Annotated in this window: 21 protein-coding genes and 4 tRNA genes; 2 read left to right on the plus strand and 23 right to left on the minus strand. The window is 34.2% G+C overall.

Features of this window, described 5'->3' with window-relative positions; all coding sequences use genetic code 11:
• Positions 1-70: 70 nt before the first annotated feature.
• Complete coding sequence (locus tag ACZ0AH_RS18350) at positions 71-1,663, plus strand: peptide chain release factor 3 (protein ID WP_463477229.1); 1,593 nt, start codon at positions 71-73, stop codon at positions 1,661-1,663.
• Between the two features lie 260 nt (positions 1,664-1,923).
• On the opposite strand, the gene ACZ0AH_RS18355 is transcribed toward ACZ0AH_RS18350, so the two are convergent.
• The 19 genes from ACZ0AH_RS18355 to ACZ0AH_RS18445 form a co-directional block, all read right to left on the minus strand.
• A complete protein-coding gene (locus tag ACZ0AH_RS18355) occupies positions 1,924-2,235 on the minus strand; it encodes a DUF3467 domain-containing protein (RefSeq protein WP_072959407.1) in 312 nt (103 codons plus the stop codon).
• 10 nt (positions 2,236-2,245) lie between these two features.
• Complete coding sequence (gene rpoC, locus ACZ0AH_RS18360; RefSeq protein ID WP_463477230.1) at positions 2,246-6,556, minus strand: DNA-directed RNA polymerase subunit beta'; 4,311 nt, start codon at positions 6,554-6,556, stop codon at positions 2,246-2,248.
• A gap of 313 nt (positions 6,557-6,869) precedes the next feature.
• Complete coding sequence (gene rpoB, locus ACZ0AH_RS18365) at positions 6,870-10,682, minus strand: DNA-directed RNA polymerase subunit beta (RefSeq protein WP_463477231.1); 3,813 nt, start codon at positions 10,680-10,682, stop codon at positions 6,870-6,872.
• Positions 10,683-10,945: 263 nt separating this feature from the next.
• Complete coding sequence (gene rplL, locus ACZ0AH_RS18370) at positions 10,946-11,317, minus strand: 50S ribosomal protein L7/L12 (RefSeq protein WP_007807437.1); 372 nt, start codon at positions 11,315-11,317, stop codon at positions 10,946-10,948.
• Between the two features lie 88 nt (positions 11,318-11,405).
• Positions 11,406-11,909 (minus strand): 50S ribosomal protein L10, encoded by a 504-nt coding sequence (gene rplJ, locus ACZ0AH_RS18375; RefSeq protein WP_463477232.1) that lies wholly within the window; start codon positions 11,907-11,909, stop codon positions 11,406-11,408.
• 22 nt (positions 11,910-11,931) lie between these two features.
• Positions 11,932-12,621 (minus strand): 50S ribosomal protein L1, encoded by a 690-nt coding sequence (gene rplA / locus ACZ0AH_RS18380; RefSeq protein ID WP_007807440.1) that lies wholly within the window; start codon positions 12,619-12,621, stop codon positions 11,932-11,934.
• 13 nt (positions 12,622-12,634) lie between these two features.
• Positions 12,635-13,072: a 50S ribosomal protein L11 gene (gene rplK, locus ACZ0AH_RS18385; RefSeq protein WP_007807442.1), complete on the minus strand. Its 438-nt coding sequence runs from the start codon at positions 13,070-13,072 to the stop codon at positions 12,635-12,637.
• 67 nt (positions 13,073-13,139) lie between these two features.
• On the minus strand, positions 13,140-13,691 hold the full coding sequence (gene nusG, locus ACZ0AH_RS18390) for a transcription termination/antitermination protein NusG (RefSeq protein ID WP_029273444.1): 552 nt from the start codon (positions 13,689-13,691) through the stop codon (positions 13,140-13,142).
• A gap of 10 nt (positions 13,692-13,701) precedes the next feature.
• Positions 13,702-13,899 (minus strand): preprotein translocase subunit SecE, encoded by a 198-nt coding sequence (gene secE, locus ACZ0AH_RS18395; protein WP_041517377.1) that lies wholly within the window; start codon positions 13,897-13,899, stop codon positions 13,702-13,704.
• Between the two features lie 18 nt (positions 13,900-13,917).
• Positions 13,918-13,988, minus strand: a tRNA-Trp gene (locus ACZ0AH_RS18400).
• A gap of 60 nt (positions 13,989-14,048) precedes the next feature.
• Positions 14,049-15,236, minus strand: coding sequence for an elongation factor Tu (gene tuf / locus ACZ0AH_RS18405; protein WP_031456758.1), 1,188 nt, complete (start codon positions 15,234-15,236; stop codon positions 14,049-14,051).
• 55 nt (positions 15,237-15,291) lie between these two features.
• Positions 15,292-15,363 (minus strand) — tRNA-Thr (locus tag ACZ0AH_RS18410).
• Positions 15,364-15,445: 82 nt separating this feature from the next.
• Positions 15,446-15,526 (minus strand) — tRNA-Tyr (locus tag ACZ0AH_RS18415).
• 121 nt (positions 15,527-15,647) lie between these two features.
• Positions 15,648-15,721: transfer RNA gene (locus ACZ0AH_RS18420), tRNA-Thr, on the minus strand.
• A 90-nt stretch (positions 15,722-15,811) separates the two neighbouring features.
• On the minus strand, positions 15,812-16,114 hold the full coding sequence (gene hpf / locus ACZ0AH_RS18425) for a ribosome hibernation-promoting factor, HPF/YfiA family (protein ID WP_463477233.1): 303 nt from the start codon (positions 16,112-16,114) through the stop codon (positions 15,812-15,814).
• A gap of 34 nt (positions 16,115-16,148) precedes the next feature.
• Positions 16,149-17,042: a tyrosine-type recombinase/integrase gene (locus tag ACZ0AH_RS18430; RefSeq protein ID WP_463477234.1), complete on the minus strand. Its 894-nt coding sequence runs from the start codon at positions 17,040-17,042 to the stop codon at positions 16,149-16,151.
• Between the two features lie 127 nt (positions 17,043-17,169).
• Entirely contained in the window at positions 17,170-17,364 is a 195-nt protein-coding gene (gene rpsU / locus ACZ0AH_RS18435) for a 30S ribosomal protein S21 (protein WP_026985791.1), read from the minus strand.
• Between the two features lie 322 nt (positions 17,365-17,686).
• On the minus strand, positions 17,687-18,829 hold the full coding sequence (locus tag ACZ0AH_RS18440) for an acyl-CoA dehydrogenase family protein (protein WP_463477235.1): 1,143 nt from the start codon (positions 18,827-18,829) through the stop codon (positions 17,687-17,689).
• 14 nt (positions 18,830-18,843) lie between these two features.
• The gene (locus ACZ0AH_RS18445; RefSeq protein WP_463477236.1) at positions 18,844-19,731 is read right to left on the minus strand and encodes a ComEA family DNA-binding protein; all 888 of its coding nucleotides are present in this window, start codon (positions 19,729-19,731) and stop codon (positions 18,844-18,846) included.
• 273 nt (positions 19,732-20,004) lie between these two features.
• Here ACZ0AH_RS18445 and ACZ0AH_RS18450 point away from each other — a divergent pair, with 273 nt between their 5' ends.
• Positions 20,005-21,456: an amino acid permease gene (locus ACZ0AH_RS18450; RefSeq protein WP_463477237.1), complete on the plus strand. Its 1,452-nt coding sequence runs from the start codon at positions 20,005-20,007 to the stop codon at positions 21,454-21,456.
• Positions 21,457-21,529: 73 nt separating this feature from the next.
• On the opposite strand, the gene ACZ0AH_RS18455 is transcribed toward ACZ0AH_RS18450, so the two are convergent.
• The 4 genes from ACZ0AH_RS18455 to ACZ0AH_RS18470 all read right to left on the minus strand — a co-directional run bounded on the left by ACZ0AH_RS18455 (position 21,530) and on the right by ACZ0AH_RS18470 (position 25,142).
• A complete protein-coding gene (locus tag ACZ0AH_RS18455) occupies positions 21,530-21,757 on the minus strand; it encodes a PspC family transcriptional regulator (protein ID WP_007810860.1) in 228 nt (75 codons plus the stop codon).
• A gap of 106 nt (positions 21,758-21,863) precedes the next feature.
• Positions 21,864-23,135 (minus strand): DUF2851 family protein, encoded by a 1,272-nt coding sequence (locus ACZ0AH_RS18460; protein ID WP_463477238.1) that lies wholly within the window; start codon positions 23,133-23,135, stop codon positions 21,864-21,866.
• A 77-nt stretch (positions 23,136-23,212) separates the two neighbouring features.
• Entirely contained in the window at positions 23,213-23,695 is a 483-nt protein-coding gene (locus ACZ0AH_RS18465) for a 3'-5' exonuclease (RefSeq protein ID WP_463477239.1), read from the minus strand.
• Positions 23,696-23,780: 85 nt separating this feature from the next.
• Positions 23,781-25,142 (minus strand): pyridoxal-phosphate dependent enzyme, encoded by a 1,362-nt coding sequence (locus tag ACZ0AH_RS18470; protein WP_463477240.1) that lies wholly within the window; start codon positions 25,140-25,142, stop codon positions 23,781-23,783.
• Positions 25,143-25,157 lie beyond the last annotated feature (15 nt).

The following is a 25,157-nucleotide window of genomic DNA, read 5'->3' on the forward strand; positions in this document are numbered from 1 at the left end:
CAAATTATAGAAGTGAATATTTTTATTAAGCGTTAATTAATAGTACTTTTGCAACCTATTTATACGAAATATGAGTTTTTTAAAAGAAATACAACGCAGAAGAACATTTGGAATTATATCGCATCCTGATGCCGGTAAAACAACTTTAACTGAAAAATTATTGTTGTTTGGAGGTGCAATTCAAGAAGCTGGTGCCGTAAAAAACAATAAAATAAAAAAAGGAGCAACGAGTGATTTCATGGAAATCGAACGCCAAAGAGGGATTTCGGTTTCAACATCTGTTCTTGCTTTTAATTATAAAGACAAAAAAATCAACATTCTTGATACTCCGGGACACAAGGATTTTGCAGAAGATACTTTTAGAACTTTAACCGCTGTTGACAGTGTTATTGTTGTAATCGACGTTGCAAAAGGGGTTGAAGAACAAACTGAAAAATTGGTTGCAGTTTGTAGAATGAGAAATATTCCGATGATTGTTTTCATCAATAAATTAGATCGTGAAGGTAAAGATGCTTTTGATTTGATGGATGAAGTTGAACAGAAATTAGGATTAAAAGTAACACCTTTAAGTTTCCCGATTGGTATGGGATATGATTTCCAGGGAATTTATAATTTATGGGAAGAAAATATCAACCTTTTCAGTGGAGACAGCCGTAAAAATATCGAAGAGACGATCGCTTTTTCTGATGTTCAAAATAATCCTGAATTAGATAAAATTGTAGGTCAAAAAGCAGCTGAAAAACTTCGTGAAGAATTAGAATTAATTGATGAAGTTTATCCAAAATTTGAACGTCAGGATTATTTAGACGGAAAAATTCAGCCTGTATTTTTCGGTTCGGCATTAAACAATTTTGGAGTTCGTGAATTGTTAGATTGTTTCGTTGCAATTGCTCCATCTCCAAGACCAAAAGATTCTGAAACTCGTTTAGTTGATCCAAAAGAAGAAAAAATGACTGGTTTTGTATTTAAAATACACGCCAACATGGATCCTAAACACCGAGATCGTTTAGCCTTTATAAAAATTGTTTCCGGAACTTTTGAAAGAAACAAACCTTATTATCACGTTCGTCAAAAGAAAAATTTAAAATTTTCTAGTCCGAATGCATTCTTTGCGGAGAAAAAAGAAATCGTAGATATTTCTTATCCTGGTGATATTGTTGGTTTACACGATACTGGAAATTTTAAAATTGGAGATACCTTAACGGAAGGTGAAATAATGAGTTTCAAAGGAATTCCGAGTTTCTCTCCGGAACACTTTAGATATATCAACAACGCTGATCCTATGAAAGCCAAGCAATTGGACAAAGGTGTAGATCAATTAATGGATGAAGGTGTTGCGCAGTTATTTACGCTTGAAATGAATAACCGTAAAGTAATCGGGACAGTTGGAGCACTTCAGTATGAGGTAATTCAATATCGTTTAGAACATGAATATGGCGCAAAATGTACCTATGAAAACTTTCCGGTTCATAAAGCTTGCTGGGTGAAACCTGATGATGCTAAAAATGATGAATTCAAAGAATTTAAACGTATTAAACAAAAATTCCTGGCTCATGATAAATATGGTCAATTGGTATTTTTAGCCGATTCTGACTTTACAATTCAAATGACTCAAAACAAATATCCGACTGTAAAATTATTTTTCACATCTGAATTTGATTAAATATCATTCAGAAAAAACCATAAAAAAAGCGCTAATAAATTATTAGCGCTTTTTTTTAATTTGAATTAAACCAACCTTACTAAGTCATTATATTCCAAAATTTATCCTATATGATTTTAGGAAAGTACCAAATTAGAATAATAGAATTTAGAAAAGAAATTTAGTCGATGAAAGTAGAATTAAATCGGGTAAACTACATTTAATCATTTATCCCTAAATTATATAATAAAAAAAGCCCCATTACTGGGGCTTTTTAAAATTTATGCTTGTCCTGCCGGACCAAAATTAAGCGGGATTGGAGCTTGCTCTGTCTCTTTGATTTCGCCATGAGCGGCTTCAAAGCGATGAATGTTTTCACCAATTGCTTTTAATAATCTTTTAGCATGTTGTGGTGTCAGGACAATTCTTGACTTTACCTTGGCTTTAGGAATACCCGGCATAATGCTCACAAAATCTAAAACAAATTCTGATGATGAGTGATTAATAATTGCAAGATTAGAATAAATTCCTTCTGCAATAGTTTCATCTAACTCAATATTAATCTGCTCCTGTTGTTGTTTCGGATTACTCATAGTTTCCTAATTAATAAATATATTCTTCTTTATTAGCCATCATTTCATTGTAATCGTCTTTAGATCCTACGATAGTGTTATCGTATTCTCTCATACCAGTTCCTGCAGGAATTCTGTGTCCAACAATTACATTTTCTTTTAATCCTTCTAAATCATCTACTTTACCAGCTACAGCAGCTTCGTTAAGTACTTTTGTTGTTTCTTGGAAAGAAGCAGCAGAAATGAATGATTTAGTTTGTAGCGAAGCTCTTGTAATACCTTGTAAAACCGGCGTTGCAGTTGCAGTAATTACGTCTCTTGCTACAACAAGATTTTTATCAGTACGTTTCAATAATGAATTTTCATCACGTAAATCACGAGGAGAGATAATCTGACCTGGTTTCAATACAGCTGAATCTCCAGCATCTTCAACTACTTTCATACCGTATAATTTATCGTTTTGAACGATAAAATCTTTAGTGTGAATTAATTGATCTTCTAGGAATAATGTATCTCCCGGATCCTGAACTCTTACTTTACGCATCATTTGACGAATAACTACCTCAAAGTGCTTATCGTTAATTTTTACCCCTTGTAAACGGTATACTTCTTGAATTTCATTTACCAAATACTGTTGAACAGCAGCCGGTCCTTGAATTCTTAAAATATCATCTGGTGTAATTGCACCGTCAGACAATGGTACTCCTGCTCTTACGAAGTCATTTTCCTGAACTAAGATTTGGCTTGAAAGTTTAACTAAATACTTTTTAATCTCACCAAATTTAGATTCGATAACAATTTCACGGTTACCTCTTTTGATTTTTCCAAAAGAAACAACACCGTCAATTTCAGAAACAACCGCTGGGTTAGAAGGGTTACGAGCCTCAAGCAACTCTGTAATTCTTGGTAAACCTCCTGTAATATCTCCTGCTTTAGAAGAACGACGTGGAATTTTAACCAATACTTTACCTGCTTTAATTTTCTCTCCATTCTCAACCATAAGGTGGGCTCCTACTGGTAAGTTATACGAACGAATCAATTCACCTTCTTTACCGTAAACCAATAAAGTTGGAATTAATTTTTTATTTCTAGCTTCAGAAATTACTTTTTCCTGGAATCCTGTTTGCTCATCAATTTCAACCATGAACGATTGTCCTTGCTCTAAATCCTCGTAAGCAATCTTACCAGTAAACTCAGAAACAATTACACCATTATATGGATCCCATTTACAAATAGTAGATCCTTTAGTAACTACTTCACCATCCTTAACGAAAATACTAGATCCGTAAGGAATATTGTGTGTGTTTAAAACAATTCCAGTTTTCTCGTCAACTAATTTTAATTCAGTTGAACGTGATACTACGATATCAACCGCATTACCTTCACTATCCTCACCTTTAACAGTTTTTAAATCTTCAATCTCAAGTCTACCGTTGAATCTTGTAACAATACTAGATTCTTCAGAAATACCTCCAGCAACCCCTCCAACGTGGAACGTACGAAGTGTTAACTGTGTACCTGGCTCTCCAATAGACTGAGCTGCAATAACTCCTACAGCTTCACCTCTTTGTGTCATTTTTCCGGTAGCTAAGTTTCTACCGTAACATTTAGCACAAATACCTTTTAAAGCCTCACAAGTTAATGGAGATCTAACTTCTACTCTTTCAATCGGAGAAGCTTCAATAGTTCTCATGATTGCCTCAGTAATTTGTTGACCTGATTGAACCATTACCTCATTAGTAAGTGGATTTATAACATCTTGCAATGCAACACGTCCTAAAATTCTTTCTCCTAACGATTCAACGATCTCCTCATTTTTCTTCAAAGCAGAAACTTCAACACCTCTTAAAGTACCACAATCTTCGATGTTTACAATAACATCTTGCGAAACATCATGAAGTCTTCTTGTTAAGTATCCGGCATCGGCAGTTTTAAGAGCCGTATCCGCAAGTCCTTTACGAGCACCGTGAGTAGAAATGAAGTACTCAAGGATCGAAAGACCTTCCTTAAAGTTAGAAAGAATCGGGTTTTCAATAATCTCACCACCACCGGCAGTAGATTTTTTAGGCTTAGCCATCAATCCACGCATACCAGTTAACTGACGAATCTGTTCCTTAGAACCCCTCGCCCCAGAGTCAAGCATCATATATACAGAGTTAAAACCTTGTTGGTCTTCTCTAATATTTTTCATTGCTAACTCAGTTAATTGAGCATTTGCCGAAGTCCATACGTCAATAACCTGGTTGTAACGTTCGTTATTGGTAATAAGACCCATGTTATAATTCACAGAAATACCTTCAACTTGCTCTCTGGCGTCTGCAATTAATTTTGTTTTTTGTTCTGGAATTCTAATATCACCTAAAGAGAATGATAAACCTCCTCTAAATGCGAATTTATACCCCATATCTTTCATATTGTCCAAGAAAGCTGCAGTAGTAGGTACATCAGTCACACTTAAAATGTGTCCGATAATATCTCTAAGGTTTTTCTTAGTCAATACATCATTGATATATCCAGCTGCTTCTGGTACTACTTCATTAAATAATACACGTCCTGCAGTTGTTTGAATAATTTTATACACTAATTCTCCGGCATCATTAAAATCTTTTGCTCTGATTCTTACACGAGCATTCAATTCTAATCTTCCTTCGTTTAATGCAATATTTACTTCTTCAGCAGAATAGAAAGTTAAGTCTTGACCTAAAATTACATGTTCTGGTGTAGAGATACGTTCTTTGGTCATATAATATAGACCCAAGACCATATCCTGAGAAGGTACAGTAATTGGAGCACCATTTGCAGGATTCAGAATATTATGAGAAGCCAACATTAATAATTGTGCCTCTAAAATAGCCTCTGGTCCTAATGGCAAGTGAACTGCCATCTGATCCCCATCAAAATCGGCGTTGAAAGCCGTACATACTAATGGGTGCAATTGGATCGCTTTTCCTTCAATTAATTTTGGTTGGAAAGCTTGAATACCAAGTCTGTGTAACGTAGGAGCACGGTTAAGTAATACTGGGTGACCTTTAATTACATTTTCAAGGATATCCCAAACTACAGGCTCTTTTTTGTCTATGATTTTCTTAGCAGATTTTACTGTTTTAACAATACCTCTTTCAATCAATTTACGGATAACGAAAGGTTTGTATAATTCAGATGCCATATCTTTTGGCAATCCACATTCGAATAATTTTAATTCAGGACCAACAACAATTACCGAACGAGCAGAATAATCCACACGTTTTCCAAGTAAGTTTTGACGGAAACGTCCTTGCTTACCTTTTAAGGAATCAGATAATGATTTTAATGGTCTGTTAGATTCTGTTTTAACAGCAGAAGCTTTACGAGTGTTGTCAAATAATGAATCTACAGATTCCTGTAACATACGTTTTTCGTTTCTTAAGATAACTTCTGGAGCTTTAATCTCCATTAATCTTTTCAAACGGTTGTTACGGATGATTACACGACGGTATAAGTCATTTAAATCTGAAGTTGCAAAACGACCTCCATCAAGTGGCACAAGCGGACGTAATTCTGGTGGAATAACAGGAACCACTTTCATAATCATCCACTCAGGACGATTTTCGCGGTTTAAGTTAGACTCACGGAAAGACTCAACAACTTGTAATCTTTTTAAAGCTTCAGTTTTACGTTGTTTAGAAGTTTCGTTATTAGCACTGTGTCTCAATTGGTAAGACAACTCATCTAAGTCGATACGTGCTAATAAATCCATAATACATTCTGCTCCCATTTTGGCAACAAATTTATTAGGATCTAAATCATCTAAATATTGGTTTTCCTGTGGAAGAGTATCTAAAATATTCAAATATTCTTCTTCAGTTAAGAAATCTAGTCTTTGTAATGATTCTCCATCGGCATTTTTAGCAATACCTGCCTGAATTACTACGTATCTTTCATAGTAAATGATCATATCTAATTTCTTAGATGGAAGACCAAGGATATAACCAATTTTGTTTGGAAGAGAACGGAAATACCAGATATGAGCAATTGGCACAACAAGGTTGATGTGTCCTACTCTGTCACGACGTACTTTTTTCTCTGTAACTTCAACACCACAACGGTCACAGATGATACCTTTGTAACGAATTCTTTTATATTTACCACAAGCACATTCAAAATCCTTAACAGGTCCGAAGATTCTTTCGCAGAAAAGTCCGTCACGCTCTGGTTTGTGCGTTCTGTAGTTGATCGTTTCAGGTTTCAAAACCTCTCCTCTTGATTCTTTTAAAATAGATTCAGGTGAAGCTAATCCTATCGAAATTTTGTTAAATCTTTTTATAGGATTTTTATCTTTATTATTATTTCTATTATTCATCATAGTTTTTACTATTGATTTATCTGCAATTAAAAAATTGATTTTATTTCAGTCTAAAGTAAAATGTCATAAGTTTTTAAAATCACGAGTGACTTTAGACTTTGGACTTTCAAACTTTCGACTTAAACACTACCTCGGATTACTTCTCTAAACTTCAACAAAATGTTGAAGTGCTAATTATAAAACTTTTCAGGTTTAAATAAAAAATCGGAACGGGTTACGGGTATAAATCCTAAAAACTTTTATTTTAATAAACAGCTTCAGTCTCAGCTTTCAGTGTTGAACCGAATACTGAGACTGTAACTGAAAACTTTTATTATTCTTCTAAACGAATGTCAAGTCCAAGACCCTTCAATTCATGCATTAATACATTGAATGATTCCGGTAATCCTGGTTCTGGCATAGATTCTCCCTTAACGATAGCCTCGTAAGTTTTAGCTCTACCAATAACGTCATCCGACTTAACTGTTAAGATTTCTCTAAGTGTACTTGATGCTCCATAAGCTTCAAGTGCCCAAACCTCCATCTCTCCAAAACGCTGACCTCCAAATTGAGCTTTACCTCCAAGTGGCTGTTGAGTGATCAACGAGTATGGCCCGATAGAACGTGCGTGCATCTTATCATCAACCATGTGTCCTAATTTAAGCATGTAAATTACACCCACAGTTGCAGCTTGATGGAAACGCTCTCCGGTACCACCATCATAAAGGTGTGTATGTCCGAAACGTGGCACTCCAGCTTCATCAGTTAATTCATTAATTTGATCTAAAGAAGCACCGTCAAAAATTGGAGTAGCAAATTTTCTACCTAAGTTTTGTCCAGCCCATCCAAGAACAGTTTCATAAATCTGACCAATGTTCATACGTGAAGGTACCCCAAGTGGATTCAATACGATATCTACTGGTGTTCCGTCTTCAAGGAAAGGCATATCTTCATGACGAACGATTCTTGCAACAATACCTTTGTTACCGTGACGTCCTGCCATTTTATCCCCAACTTTCAGTTTACGTTTTTTAGCGATATAAATTTTCGCTAATTTCAAGATTCCAGATGGTAATTCATCCCCAACTGTAATAGTGAATTTTTCTCTTCTTAAAGATCCTTGTAAGTCGTTCAGCTTAATTTTATAGTTATGAATCAAATCATTCACCATTTTATTAGTAGCGTCATCAGCAACCCATTGACCTTTGCTTAAGTGAGCAAAATCTTCTACTGCGTAAAGCATTTTTTGAGTATATTTTTTACCTTTTGGCAAAACTTCTTCACCCAAATCATTCATTACACCCTGAGATGTTTTTCCGTTCACGATCAGGAATAATTTTTCAACTAATCTGTCTTTTAATTCAACAAATTTAGTTTCAAATTCCATTTCTAAAGCGCCTAAAGCATCTTTATCCTGAGTACGTTTACGTTTATCTTTTACGGCTCTTGCAAATAATTTTTTGTCAAGAACTACACCGTGTAAAGATGGAGAAGCTTTTAATGAAGCATCTTTTACATCTCCTGCTTTATCCCCGAAGATTGCACGAAGCAATTTCTCCTCAGGAGTAGGATCTGATTCTCCTTTTGGTGTAATTTTTCCGATAAGAATGTCGCCAGGTTTAACCTCTGCTCCAATTCTGATCATACCGTTTTCATCTAAATCTTTAGTAGCTTCTTCAGAAACGTTAGGAATATCGTTTGTTAACTCTTCATTTCCTAACTTAGTATCTCTAACCTCTAATGAATAATCATCAACGTGGATAGAAGTAAAAATATCATCACGAACTACTTTTTCAGAAATTACAATCGCATCCTCAAAGTTATACCCTTTCCATGGCATGAACGCTACTTTTAAGTTTCTACCTAAAGCTAATTCACCATTTTGAGTAGCATATCCTTCTGATAATACTTGTCCAAGACTAACTCTGTCCCCTTTTCTTACGATAGGTTTCAGGTTGATACTTGTACCCTGATTGGTTTTTCTAAATTTAATTAAGTTATATGTTTTTTCATCAGCATCAAAACTTACCATTCTTTCTTCTTCAGTACGGTCGTATTTGATAGTAATGATGTTAGCATCAACATATTCTACAGTTCCATCTCCTTCAGCATTTATCAATACTCTAGAATCTGAAGCTACCTGACGCTCTAAACCTGTCCCAACAATTGGTGCTTCCGGACGGATCAAAGGAACCGCCTGACGCATCATGTTAGATCCCATCAAGGCTCTATTCGCATCATCATGCTCCAGGAAAGGAATCAATGAAGCCGAAATCGAAGCAATCTGGTTTGGTGCAACGTCTGTATAATGTACTGCAGATGGCTCAACTACCGGGAAGTCACCTTCCTCACGAGCAATTACATTGCTAGCTGTAATTTTACCAGAAGCGTCCATTTCAATGTTTGCCTGAGCAATCATTTTTCCTTCTTCTTCTTCTGCGCTTAAGTAAATAGGTGTGCTTTCTAAATCAACTACACCATCAGTTACTTTACGATATGGAGTTTCAATGAAACCCATTCCGTTAACTTTTGCATAAACACCTAGAGATGAAATCAAACCAATGTTTGGTCCCTCTGGAGTTTCAATCGGACATAAACGACCATAGTGTGTATAGTGAACGTCACGAACCTCAAAACCAGCTCTTTCTCTCGAAAGTCCACCAGGTCCAAGTGCAGATAATCTTCTTTTGTGCGTAATCTCAGCTAATGGATTCGTTTGATCCATAAATTGAGATAACTGGTTCGTACCAAAGAAAGAGTTGATAACTGATGATAATGTTTTAGCATTAATCAAATCAATTGGTGTAAACACCTCGTTATCCCTAACGTTCATTCTCTCACGAATAGTTCTCGCCATACGTGCTAAACCAACACCGAATTGTTGAGACAATTGTTCTCCAACTGTTCTAACACGACGGTTTGATAAGTGATCAATATCATCAATCTCTGCTTTAGAGTTAATTAATTCGATCAAATATTTTACAATGGTAATGATATCTTCTTTGGTAAGCACTTGCTTTTCCATTGGGATATCTAAACCAAGTTTTTTATTCATTCTGTAACGACCAACTTCACCTAAGTTATAACGTTGATCAGAGAAGAACAATTTATCTATAATACCACGAGCAGTTTCCTCATCAGGCGGTTCAGCGTTACGCAACTGACGGTAAATGTGCTCTACAGCTTCTTTTTCAGAGTTTGTTGGATCTTTTTGTAATGTATTGTGGATAATAGCATAATCTGCCTGATTATTATCCTCTTTGTGTAACAAAATAGATTTAACGTTTGAATCGATGATTTCTTCAACATTATCTTTGTCGATAATAGTATCTCTATCAAGGATGATTTCGTTACGTTCGATAGAAACTACCTCACCGGTATCTTCATCAACGAAATCCTCGTGCCAAGTGTTCAATACACGTGCAGCAAGTCTTCTTCCAATATATTTTTTAATACCTGTTTTAGAAACTTTAATTTCTTCAGCAAGGTCAAAAATTTCAAGGATATCCTTGTCTCTTTCAAATCCAATTGCACGGAACAAAGTTGTAACCGGTAATTTTTTCTTTCTATCGATATAAGCATACATTACGCTGTTGATATCTGTAGAAAATTCTATCCAGGAACCTTTAAAAGGAATTACTCTGGCAGAATAAAGTTTTGTTCCATTTGCGTGGAATGATTGACCAAAGAAAACTCCTGGAGAACGGTGTAGTTGGGATACTACTACACGCTCAGCACCATTGATAACAAAAGTACCGCTTGGAGTCATATAAGGTATTGTTCCAAGATAAACATCTTGTACAATAGTTTCAAAATCTTCGTGTTCTGGATCTGTACAATATAGTTTTAACCTGGCTTTTAAAGGCACACTATAAGTAAGACCTCTCTCTATACATTCTTGAATTGTATAACGTGGTGGATCTACAAAATAATCTAGGAACTCCAATACAAAGTTGTTTCTTGTATCTGTGATTGGAAAGTTTTCCATGAAGGTGTTGTACAACCCTTCGTTGCCTCTTTCGTCAGATTTCGTTTCTAATTGAAAGAAATCTTTAAAAGATTTAACCTGAACATCTAGGAAATCCGGATAGTCAGGGATATTTTTTGTAGAGGCAAAATTCAATCTTTCAGTCTGATTTGTTATCATCAATGGACAAAATTTTGATTAAAAAAAAGTAATTTTTTGTGTAAACACACACTGTTTAATCTATACTTTCTTATTATAATCAATACATCTTTAAAAATAAACCGATAAATTAGGTTCAATCTTTTTTCTTCGTATTGATCAAAAACTTTTTCGTATTTTAAACTATTTGAATAATAAAATTGGATATATTTTATTATACGAAAAATGGTTTAGGCCATTGAGTTAACTCAAGACCTAAACCTAGTTCTTAAAACCGAGTGAACTTATTTAAGCTCAACTACAGCTCCAGCTTCTTCTAATGATTTTTTAAGACCTTCAGCCTCTTCTTTAGAAACACCTTCTTTAACGTTACTTGGAGCACCGTCAACTACATCTTTAGCTTCTTTCAAACCTAAACCTGTAAGTTCTTTTACTAATTTTACAACTGCTAATTTAGAAGCACCAGCTTCTTTTAATACAACTGTAAATTCAGTTTGTGCTTCTTCAGCAGCACCTTCTCCACCACCAGCAGCAACTACTACAGCTGCAGCAGCAGGCTCGATACCATACTCGTCTTTTAATATTGTTGCTAATTCGTTAACTTCTTTAACTGTTAAGTTAACTAATTGTTCTGCGAATTGTTTCAAATCTGCCATTTTTTCTATCGTTTAAAATGATTTGTAAAATATAATTTATTTATTGTGCGCTAATTAAGCAACAAGGAATAATCCTTGTTTCGAATTATTATGCCTCAGCTTCTTCTTCGCTTTTTGCGAATTGATTTTGTAAAGCAGAAATAACTCTTTGTGCTGGTGATTGCAATAATCCAATAAGTTCTCCAAGAAGCTCTTCTTTAGATTTAATAGTTGCTAATGCATCTAATTGATCATCTCCAATATAAATTTCAGAATTAATATAAGCTCCTTTTAATACAGGTTTAGCCGATTTTTTTCTGAAATCTTTAATTATTTTTCCAGGTGCGTTTGCAACATCTGAAATAAATATAGCACTATTACCAGTCAATACTGAAGGTAAATCACCATAGTCATTAGCAGAAGCTTCCATTGCTTTTGCAAGCAAAGTATTTTTTACAACCTCTAATTTAATACCTGCTTTAAAACAAGCTCTTCTCAAGTTTGAAGTTGTTTCTGCGTTTAATCCAGAAATATCAGATACATAAATAATATTTGTACCAGCTAACTGTGCAGTTAAATCTTCAATCGCGATTGATTTTTCTTCTCTAGTCATACTAAAAATTATTAACTACCAATTATACTGCTTTTGGATCCAATGCAATTGCAGGACTCATAGTGCTTGTAAGGTGAATACCTTTAATATAGGTACCTTTAGCAGCAGTTGGTTTAAGTTTGATTAATGTTTGAATAATTTCGTGTGCATTGTCATAAATTTGCTCAGCTCCAAAAGAAACTTTACCAATTCCTGCATGTACAATACCAGTTTTATCAACTTTAAAGTCAATTTTACCAGCTTTTACCTCTGCAACAGCTTTTGCAACATCCATAGTTACAGTACCTGTTTTAGGGTTAGGCATTAAACCTCTAGGTCCTAAAATACGACCTAATGGACCTAATTTACCCATAACAGCCGGCATAGTGATAATAACATCAACATCTGTCCAACCATCTTTAATTTTTTGTAAGTAATCGTCAAGACCTACATAATCAGCTCCAGCTTCTTTAGCTTCCGCTTCTTTATCTGGAGTAACCAATGCTAATACTTTAACGTCTTTACCAGTTCCGTGAGGTAATGTAACTACACCTCTAACCATTTGATTCGCTTTTCTTGGATCTACACCCAAACGAACTGCGATATCAACAGACTCATCAAATTTTGCAGAAGCTATAACTTTAATTAATGCAGCTGCATCTTTTAAAGAGTATAGTTTGTTCTTTTCAATTTTTGAAGCAGCCTCTTTTTGCTTTTTTGTTAATTTTGCCATTTCTTTCTCTTAATTAAAAAGGAGCATCTCCTGATACAGTTATACCCATAGATCTAGCAGTTCCAGCGATCATGCTCATTGCAGATTCGATTGTGAATGCATTTAAATCTACCATTTTATCTTCAGCAATTGCTTTGATAACGTCCCAAGTAACGCTAGCTACTTTTTTACGATTTGGTTCACCTGATCCAGACTTTAGCTTTGCAGCTTCCAATAATTGGACAGCAGCTGGAGGAGTCTTAACAACAAAATCAAATGATTTGTCTTTATACACAGTAATTTGTACTGGGCATATTTTGCCAGGTTTATCTTGTGTTCTAGCATTGAACTGCTTACAGAACTCCATGATATTAACCCCAGCAGCTCCTAAAGCAGGTCCAACCGGTGGCGACGGATTCGCAGCACCTCCCTTAACTTGTAGTTTAACTACCTTACTAATTTCTTTAGCCATTTTTTAAAAAATTTAACACCATAATCATAGGAAGCGATTATAGTGGTTATTATAGATGTAACAAAAATTATACTTTTTCAACTTGCATAAAACTTAATTCTAACGGTGTTTTTCTTCCGAAAATTTTAACCATAACTTCAAGTTTACGCTTTTCTTCATTGATTTTTTCAACCGTACCGTTAAACCCATTAAAAGGACCATCGATCACCTTAACAGTTTCACCTAAGTTAAAAGGAATAGCACGAGTATCTGTATTTACAGCTAACTCATCTACTTTACCTAACATTCTATTTACTTCAGAAAGTCTCAAAGGAACAGGTTCTCCCCCTTTGATCTCACCTAAAAATCCAATTACACTAGTAATAGACTTAATAATATGAGGTATCTCACCAACTAAATTGGCTTCGATCATAACATATCCAGGGAAATAAACTTTATCCTTAGACATTTTCTTTCCTTCTTTTACAGTAACTACTTTTTCTGTAGGTACTAAAACTTGGGAAACATAATCACCCATACCTAGTCTGGCAATCTCAGTTTCGATGTAAGCTTTGACTTTATTTTCTTGTCCGCTTACTGCTCTAACCACGTACCATTTTTTCACATTATTATCTGCCATCACAAAAAAATTATCCTTTTAACCAGTTAAAAAATCCAGCCAAAGCTTTTGCAAAAAATTCGTCTACTCCCCATGTTGCCAAAGCGAATAAAACCGAAAATACAGCCACAACAATTGTCAATTTTTGAACCTCAGCCCAAGCAGGCCAAGTAACATTTGACTTTAACTCTTCGAAAGCCTCTGATAAATAATTAGTAACTTTTGTCATTTGATATATTTTATATTGCACGGGCGGAGGGATTCGAACCCCCATCAACGGTTTTGGAGACCGCTATTCTACCCTTGAACTACGCCCGTAATTAAAAGCCAGTGATTTCAGTTATGAAAATCAACTGGCTTTTTATAAATTTTATAGGATTATCCTACGATTTCAGTTACCTGACCCGCACCTACTGTTCTACCACCTTCACGGATAGCGAAACGTAAACCTACGCTCATTGCGATTGGGCTTAATAAAGCAACATTGATAGTCAAGTTATCTCCTGGCATTACCATCTCTACTCCTTCTGGTAAAGTAATAACTCCTGTTACGTCAGTTGTACGGACGTAGAACTGTGGACGGTAGTTATTATGGAATGGAGTATGACGTCCACCTTCTTCTTTTTTCAAGATATAAACCTCAGCTTTGAAAGTAGCGTGTGGTTTTACTGATCCTGGCTTAATGATAACCATTCCTCTTTTGATAGATTCTTTATCAATACCTCTTAACAATAAACCTACGTTATCTCCAGCTTCACCTCTATCAAGGATTTTACGGAACATCTCAACTCCTGTAATAGTAGAAGTTAATTTATCAGCTCCCATACCAATGATTTCAACTGGATCTCCTGTATTAGCAATACCTGTTTCGATACGACCTGTAGCAACAGTTCCACGACCAGTAATTGTAAATACATCTTCAACCGGCATCAAGAATGGTTTAGCTACGTCACGCACTGGCTCTTCGATCCAAGCATCAACAGCTTCCATTAATTCAATGATTTTTGGTACCCAAGCAGGATCATTATTCAATCCTCCTAAAGCAGAACCTTGAACTACAGGACCATTATCTCCATCATATTCGTAGAAAGATAATAAATCTCTGATTTCCATCTCAACAAGCTCTAACAATTCAGCATCATCAACCATATCCACTTTGTTCATGAAAACAACGATTCTTGGAATACCTACCTGACGACCTAAAAGGATGTGCTCACGAGTTTGTGGCATTGGACCATCTGTAGCAGCAACTACTAAGATAGCTCCGTCCATTTGAGCAGCACCAGTAACCATGTTCTTTACGTAATCCGCGTGACCTGGACAGTCAACGTGAGCGTAGTGACGGTTAGCTGTTTCATACTCTACGTGTGATGTATTAATAGTAATACCTCTTTCTTTCTCCTCTGGAGCGTTATCGATTTGATCAAACGATTTTGCTTGACAGTAACCTGCATCAGACAATACTTTTGTAATTGCAGCAGTTAATGTAGTTTTTCCGTGATCCACGTGTCCAATTGTACCTATGTTTAAGTGCGGTTTGGAACGATTAAAATTCTCCTTTGCCATTTTACTTAATTTTTAATCTTAGTTATATATTAATTTTCAATTTCCTACTTACTTGAGCCAACTACGGGAATTGAACCCGTGACCTCTTCCTTACCAAGGAAGCACTCTACCTCTGAGCTAAGTCGGCAGAGAGTTCTGATTTAGATTGTATTTATAGATTTTAGATTTAAAATCTGAAATCTACGCTCTGAAATCTTAACTTCTTTTTGTGGGGAGAGCAGGATTCGAACCTGCGAAGTTCACACAGCAGATTTACAGTCTGCCCTCGTTGGCCGCTTGAGTATCTCCCCGGACAATCTTAGATTTCTGACTTAAGATTTTAGATTACCCTAAAACCAAATTAAGAACCTAAATTTGTTTTATTTCATAATTTTAAAGAACAAATTTCAAATCGCATTTGAAATATTTTTGAGCCGGCGGAGGGACTCGAACCCACGACCTGCTGATTACAAATCAGCTGCTCTAGCCAACTGAGCTACGCTGGCAATATCAATAAAAAAGTCCGCTATTTCTAACGGACTGCAAATGTAGCTATTTTATCTTTGTATCAAAACATTTTTTGAAAAAAATTTCAATTATATGTGTGCTCTTACCTTTTCTTTCCTTTTTACTAGTAAACGCTCTAAAGATTCTGCCGAAAGTTCGACTGCTTCTTCAAAGGTTTTGCATTGTTTTTTCACTAAAAAATCATCTCCCGGAACATTAATCTTAATCTCTACTGCCTTATTCTCCTTATCACTTGTTCTCTCGACCTTTAAAAAAACGTCTGCCGAAACTACGCGATCATAATATTTTTCTAGCTTATCCATTCTCTCCTGAATAAAATCTACCAATTTTCTGTCAACAGTAAAGTTAACTGCATGAACATCTACCTTCATAATACTAATTTTAGGGTTAAACATTTCAGAATTATCATTTATTTCTTGGATGCGCGTTAGTATATACCTTTTTAAGCTCCGCTAAACTATTATGAGTATAAACTTGTGTAGACGCTAAACTCGAATGCCCTAATAATTCCTTAACTGAATTTAAATCTGCTCCGTTATTTAACAAGTGAGTCGCAAAAGTATGCCGAAGCACATGCGGACTTTTTTTTACCTTCTCAGAGACCCTACTAAAGTAAGAATTTATTAATCGATACACAAAAGATTCGCTCAATTTTAACCCTTTTTTCGAAATAAAAAAATAATCCTTATCTACTATGTTTTCAACCGAAGCGCGTTCCTTTAAATACAAATCAAACTGCTCTGTTATAATTGGCAAAATAGGAATAATACGCTCTTTGTTCCGTTTTCCTAAAACTTTAATTACACCAGAAGACAAATCAACATTACGCATCATTAAACCTATCAACTCTGCCCTTCGCATTCCGGTAGTATAAAAAACATCTACAATAAGCTTATCCCTGACTTCTTCAAAACCAACCGGATTACCAACTTCCTGCATTAAATCGACCAATTCTTTTTCAGAAAAAGGAATCTGGACAATTTTAGGCGTTTTCAAAGCCTTATGTTTCAACATTGGACTTACTTCGATTTGTTTTGTTTTTAGAAGAAATTTATAAAACGCTTTTAATGAAGCCATTTTTCGGTTAACAGAAACATTCGAAATATCCGCATCAACCAATGAAACAATCCAACTTCTAATCTGACTGTAATTTACCTGCTCGATATTTTCTTGTTCGAAATTAGCCTTATTAAAAGTTTCAAAAAACAAAATATCATTCAAATAAGCATTGACCGTATGTGCAGAATATTTTTTCTCCAATTGAAGATAATCACGAAATGCCTCCTTATTTGATTTCATAAAATAAATTCTTATTTAATTTATTTTTCTACTTATATATATTATGCATCTCAAAATTAAGCATAAAAAAACCGTTAGCATCAAAAATTATGATACTAACGGTAATTTATTTTTATAAAGCTATATACTAACTCTCTAAACCATCTCTCATGTTTTGGATGTAAGCAGCTTTTTGAATTTGAGCTCTTTTGATTACAGAAGGCTTAATAAAAGCAGTACGTGCTCTTAATTGACGAACAGTTCCTGTTTTATCAAATTTTCTTTTATAGCGCTTTAATGCTCTATCGATATTTTCTCCGTCTTTAATTGGTATAATTAACATAATATAGACACCTCCTCTCGTTAAGGGTGCAAAAGTAACTATTATTTTTAATTATGAGTTATAAATTATGAATTATTTTTGAAGAAAGAAAAAAGAATATAGAAAACAGAGCTGAAGCATTATTTTACAACTAAAATTTGATCGTAAACTTGCTCTTATTACTGCCTTTTTATTTAAAAAAATCTTATTCATTCAATAATCTATATCATAACCGAAAATGCGTGAGGGATTGAAATGGAAAGCCCGACGACCATAAGAACAAAAGCCACTTAACGTTTGCTAAATGGCTTTTGTTTGTATGGGCACGCCCAACTAAAACATCTTATTCTTTTAGCAGATTTCTTGAAATAACTAATTTTTGAATTTCTGTAGTTCCTTCGCCAATTGTACATAATTTAGAATCACGATAGAATTTCTCTACCGGAAAATCTTTTGTATAACCGTAACCACCATGAATCTGAACGGCTTCGTTTGCAATTCTAACGCAAGCTTCTGATGCATACATTTTTGCCATAGCACCAAGTGTTGTTACTGGCTTATGCTGTTGCTTTAAATACGCAGCCTTATGCAACAACAATTCTGAAGCTTCGATTTCGGTTGCCATATCAGCTAACTTAAACGAAATTCCCTGAAAACTACTGATTGGCTGACCAAATTGATATCTTTCTTTAGAATATTTTAATGCTGCTTCATAAGCACCTTTTGAAATTCCAAGAGATAAAGCTCCAATTGAAATCCTACCTCCATCTAATATTTTCATAGCCTGAACAAAACCCTGGCCAACTTCTCCTAATCTGTTTGCATCGGGAACACGGCAATTATCAAAAACTAATTCTGCTGTTTCACTGGCACGCATTCCTAATTTATTTTCTTTTTTTCCCGAGGTAAATCCTTTCATTCCTTTTTCAAAAACAAAAGCAGTCATTCCTTTAGAATCCCCTTTTTCTCCCGTACGTACAATTACTACTGCAACATCTCCGGAAATAGCATGGGTAATAAAGTTTTTTGCTCCATTTACAATCCAGTCATCACCGTATTTTACAGCTGTTGTATTCATTCCTCCGGCATCAGAACCTGTATTATGTTCTGTTAAACCCCAGGCTCCAATATGTTCAGCTGTAGCTAATTTTGGCAGCCATTTTTTCTTTTGCTCTTCATTTCCAAAAGTTAAGATATGATTGGTACATAAGGAATTATGAGCCGCAACAGACAATCCAATTGAAGGATCTACTTTTGAAATTTCATCAATAACTGTAATATATTCATGATATCCCAATCCTGATCCTCCGTATTCTTCAGGTACTAAAACTCCCATAAATCCCATTTCGCCTAATTTTTTAAATAGTGAAATTGGAAAAATTTGAGCCTCATCCCATTCCATTATAAAAGGTCTGATATTTTTTTCGGCAAAATCTTTTATAGATTGAGCAATCATCGACTGCGTTTCGTTGTAATCAAAATTCATTATGTGCTATTTTTTTAGAACTCCAAATATAAACTAATTATTTTTGCTTTATCAACAGGAAAACCTTTAATTTTTGATAAATCCTCAATATTATTAAAATTTCCGTTCATACTTCTGCTTGTTACTATTTGTTTTGCCAAAGCATATCTGAAATACGGAAACTGCGATAATTCTTTTAAAGAAGCATCGTTTATGGCTATTCTTTTAAAGTTTGAAGGCATTATAATTTTAAAATGAGCGTTTAATTCTATGATTACTTCCGGTGAAAGTCCCCAAACATCATTCATTTGTTCCATAGAAACAAAACCTCCTAAAATTTCTTTTTGTTTTAAAATTCGTAAAGATAAAGCTTCACCAATGCCATAAATTTTGATTAAATCTTCCTGAGTTGCCTGATTTATATCTAAGATTGCCATTTTTTCTTTTTTAAGGTAAGGCTTCTGAACATACTCTTTCTTTTCTGTTTTAAAATTAGATTTATTTTTAATCCAATCCGGGAATTTAAAAAAAGGAGAAATAACTTTTAATAAAGAATCTGAAACTTTTGTTACTTGCTGAAATTCTTCTGCAGAATTTACATATTTATTTTCTTTCCGAAATTCCAATAAGCGATCAATCTCCTTTACAGACATTCCTAATTTGTATCCTTTATAATCTGAAATAAAATTTGGATTAAAAGAATAAACTTTTGGTTTTTCATTATACTTTATCGATTTTGCAGCATCTACTTCAGCCTGCAAAGACAGCCATTGTTCTTTTTCCGGAAAAGATTTTTCCGGCAGGTTAAAATCAACAAAAAAATAAACCAACTGTAATACAATTATAATAGCAAAAAGTAAAAAAATTCCCGTGCGCTGTTGATTTGTAAACTTAAAATGTAGTAATACTGCTTTAAAACTCATTATTTAATAAAATTTCTCTTTCTAATTAAAATATACCGTTGGCGAAAATAAATCATTTTATTAAGAAAAGTATTAAAAAAATGACTATTTTGCGAAATGATTATTCTACTGTTAAACCCCGATTAATTTAATGAATTTCAGTGTTTAAGGAATATTCATGGTATGTTTTATCAAAAATTTAAATATTTTATAACTTAAAAAGAGATAATTGTTTTTATTTTTTACAAAAAACGATACATTTGGAGCTTAATAACAATAAACCAATATAATAGTATGTCAATTTGGAAAACTAAACCACTTTCGGTATTGCTTGACGAAGCATCCGAATCTGAAAAAGGCTTAAAAAGAACCTTATCTTCACGCTCACTTGTTGCGCTTGGAGTTGGTGCCATTATTGGAGCCGGATTATTCTCGTTAACCGGAATTGCAGCAGCAGAACATGCTGGGCCAGCCGTAACACTTTCGTTTATTTTAGCAGCGGTTGGATGTGCTTTCGCAGGACTTTGTTATGCAGAATTTGCTTCAATGATTCCTGTTGCCGGTAGTGCTTATACCTATTCGTATGCTACAATGGGAGAATTTATGGCGTGGATTATTGGTTGGGATTTAGTTTTGGAATATGCCTTAGGAGCCGCAACCGTTGGAGTAAGCTGGTCGCGTTATCTACTCGAATTGCTAAACAAATACGGAATTCACCTCCCTCACAACTATATTTGTTCGCCCTGGGAAACTCTAAAATTGAGTGACGGAACTATAATTGAAGGCGGAATTGTAAATTTACCTGCCATCTTTATTGTATCAATGTTATCTTTATTATTGATCAGAGGAACAAAAGAATCTGCATCTTTAAACAACTTTTTAGTAGTTGTAAAAGTAGCAGTAGTAATTATTTTCATCGTTTTGGGATGGAGCTATATTGATACTTCAAACTATACGCCTTATATTCCTCAAAACACAGGTGTTTTTGGTGAATTTGGATGGTCTGGAATCGCAGCCGGTGCAGGAACAGTATTTTTTGCCTTTATTGGTTTTGACGCTGTATCTACAGCTGCTCAGGAAGCAAAAAACCCACAAAAAGGAATGCCAATTGGTATTTTAGGTTCACTTATTATCTGTACTTTGTTATATGTGTTTTTTGCTCACGTAATGACAGGTCTTGTTAACTATAAAGAATTCGCCGGAGATGCTAAACCTGCAGCAACTGCTTTTGCAAAAACAGGTTACGACTTTTTACAAACTGGTTTAATTGTAGCTATTTTAGCAGGTTATACTTCTGTAATGTTGGTAATGCTTATGGGACAAAGCCGTGTGTTTTATACAATGAGTAAAGATGGTTTATTACCTCCATTCTTCAGCTCAATTCATGCTAAATACCGTACGCCATGGAAAACTAACCTTTTCTTCTTAGTATTCGTAAGTTTATTTGCAGGTTTAGTTCCGGTAAGTGATTTAGGGCATATGGTAAGTATCGGAACCTTATTGGCTTTTGTTCTGGTTTGTATTGGGGTAATGGTTATGCGTAAAAGAATGCCTGACGCTCCAAGATCTTTCAGAACTCCGTTAGTTCCTTTTGTACCAATTGCAGGTATTGTTATCTGTTTGGCTTTAATGTATTCATTACCTAACGAAAGCTGGATTAGACTTGTAGTCTGGATGGCTTTAGGAATTGTTATCTATTTCATTTACGGTAAGAAAAACAGTAAATTGAACAATCCGGAAAAATAATTTTCGATATAAAATAAAAAAAGGATCATGAAGTAAATTACTTTATGATCCTTTTTTTATGTTTTAAATTGATTTATAAATCAAAAACTGATGTTCGTTTTGCGCGAATTAAATCTTTTAAACGAATCCAGAATGCCAAAGTAAGATAAACTCCAAAACCTAAACCCGCCGTAACAAACGAAATATAGATAAAAAATAATCTTACACTCGTTACACGCATTCCCAGTTTATCTGCAAGTCGCGACGAAACATGAAATCCGTATTTCTCAAAGAAAAACTTAAGTTTTAAAATTGCTGACATTTTTATTTTAGATTTTAGATTTATCCTTCGACTCGCTCAGGATGACATTTGCATTTAGAATGACACAAAAGTACAAAATTATCTAATTGACACATTTTCTAATTATCTAATTATTTTTAAGTAACTCCATTCCTAAAGCACATTTTAAACAGGATTTATGATTGCAATATTCATTTTTAAGTTCTAGTAATGTTTGTGTTTCAAAGGCATTTTTAGATAAAATTCCAAAAGAATTAAACTTTTCTATTATGCCGTTTTTCTCTGGTGAAACTTCATTCATAAATGTTATTAAATCCTCAGAAATTAATTCTCCCATTATATTTGAATACGCAAACTGAATTGGAATTATGGTATTTATAATGACTAAATCCAGAAATGATTTTGATAAAAGTTTTGATTTCTTCGGACTTTCTTTATCAAACTGATAATGATTATGCCAATAAAAACTAGCTGAAACGCCTAATAAATTATAGACATCCTTAACTGATTTTAAAGTAACTATTTTAGAAAATAGATTTTGATGTTTTCCATACAAATTAGCCAACTGCGAAAGCCTAATTGTAGGGAAATTATCCGGACGATGTTTAAAAAACTGAACGGGATCTATATGACATTTTTCTAACTGGTATTTATGCAAAAGATAAAAATACCTGAGTTTTAAATCTGTAAAATAAACATCTTCTTTTTCTGCATCTAACAATCCTGAAGTACCTAAAAGTAACGCTTCGAGATTTTCAATTTCAAAACTTTCTTTCCTGATAATTGAAAACGGAATGGCTTTCGCAATTTGTAAAAAAGAATTTCCGTTTGTATTTAGTCCAAAATTCTTTGCTAACAAACAAAATAATACAGCTTCCCAATCATTATTTGTGGTTTCAAGCAAATCATATATAAATTTTGATTTACGTTCCAGACGTTCAAAAAACAATCGTTCCTGCCAGTTTTTGAAAATAAAATCATCAATCTCAACGATTTGTCTTTCGCAAAAAATCCATGATTTCGGAGAAAGCAATTCCTGATAGTTTGATATCATATCTAATGAAACATAATCTTTGAGAAGCAAAACCGGAATCTCAGTATTGTTCTCCCTGAATATTGCCGCATCATTTTCCCAAACAACATGTAGAATTACATTTTCATAAGCGGTATCTTTTTCATGATGATGTATATACCAATCCGAAGATTTTAAATGAATTTCGACATTTCCTGCCCATTTTTGATCGCCAATTTTAATTTGAGCATTGAAAAAATCCGGACCAGAAAGTCCTAAATAATCCCCAGTTTTAGTAATTACTATTGGTTCATTTTGAGTTGTTCTTAAATTCAATGTTTCAAACTTCTTGAATTTCCAGAGATAATGAAGAAAATCTTCTTTCATTTTTTGGTTTTTACTTATGATTTATAAAAACCTAAAATTAATTAAAAAATAATATTAATCTTACAAAATAATAATTTTTATCTCAACATATATAGTTTTGCACAAGCCCGAGCATCAGATAATGCCTCGTGATGATTCAGCTGAATTTTCATTTCACGACAGCAATCACTTAATTTAGTTGGTTTTAAACCTTTTGCCTTATAAATTTTAACAGTGCATTCCCATTTCAAAGCAATATTCAGATCTTCATAGTTTAAACCATGCAATGCCATTGATTTCATTAAAACATTACGATCAAAACTTTCGTTATGTGCTACTACAACACGATTTTTTAACCTTCTTTCAATTTCTGGAAAAACTTGTCGGAAAGATTTTGCGTTGATTGTATCTCTTGGATAGATTCCGTGAACTTGGATCGTAAACGGATTATATTCATTATTTGGCGGCTTAATTAAAGTAACGAATTCATCTACAATTATTCCGTTTTGCACGGTAACAATTCCAACTGAACAAGGATGATAACCTGTCGCCGTTTCAAAATCTATAGCGGTAAAGTTCATTTTTAATGTTTTAAAGATAAAAAAATCCATAAATCTAATTTCTCAAAAACTAGATTTATGGATTTATAACGTTATTAAAATTGTCTTATTTTATTGATCCAATAATATCATATTTGGTAATAATATGATGATTTCCGTTTCCTAAATCAACTAATACAGCATCATTTTCTTTGGTAAATAACTTAGAAACTTCTTCTATAGGAGTTCCCATTTTTACAATCGGGAAAGGTTTGCCCATTACTTCTTTGATAGGTTTTTCGGCAACATTTTTATCGGCAACATAACTTCTGAATAAATCTGTTTCGTCAACAGAACCAACAAATCCGTTAATATCTACAACAGGAATTTGCGAGATTTTATATTTACGCATACGCTCAATTGCGTGCGAAACCAATTCTTCTGTACGGACAACGATCAATTCTTTATCGATATGATCTTTGATAACATCTTCGGCCTTTGTTATATTTTCTTCTAAAAAGCCACGTTCACGCATCCAGTCATCGTTAAACATTTTTCCCACATAACGGCTTCCAGAATCGTGAAAAAGCACTACAACAACATCTTCGGGTTTAAAATGTTCCTTAAGCTGTAACAATCCTTTTATACAAGCTCCGGCAGAATTTCCAACAAAAATAGCTTCTTCAAGAGCAATTTTTCTGGTGTAAACCGCTGCATCCTTATCGGTTACTTTTGTAAAACCATCAATCAAAGAAAAGTCAACATTTTTAGGTAAAATATCTTCTCCAATTCCTTCTGTTATATACGAGTAAATTTCATTTTCGTCAAAAATTCCGGTTTCATGGTATTTTTTAAAAACAGAACCGTAAGTGTCAATTCCCCAGATTTTAATATTTGGGTTTTGTTCTTTTAAATATTTTCCAACTCCTGAAATCGTTCCGCCAGTTCCGACTCCAACCACAAAATGAGTGATTTTACCATCTGTTTGTTTCCAGATTTCCGGTCCGGTTTGCTCATAATGTGCCAATGAATTTGACATATTATCATACTGATTTACGTACCAGGAATTTGGTGTTTCTTCAGCTAATCTTTTTGATACCGAATAATAAGAACGTGGATCTGTTGGTTCAACATCTGTTGGACAAACTACAACTTTGGCACCAACGGCACGTAAAATATCCATTTTCTCTTTAGATTGTTTGTCTGATATCACACAAATCAATTTATATCCTTTTATGATGGCCACAAGTGCCAATCCCATTCCGGTATTTCCAGAAGTTCCTTCAATAATAGTTCCACCAGGTTTTAATCGCCCATCAGCTTCAGCATCTTCAATCATTTTTACGGCCATTCTGTCTTTTACAGAATTTCCCGGATTAAAAGTTTCGACTTTTGCCAATACCAACGCATCAATTTCAGCAACAATTTTGTTGAGTTTTACCAAAGGCGTATTACCTATTGTTTCTAAAATATTTTTTGAAAAGTCCATTTTATTTTAATTTTA

This window comes from Flavobacterium sp. AC105 (genome assembly GCF_979258495.1).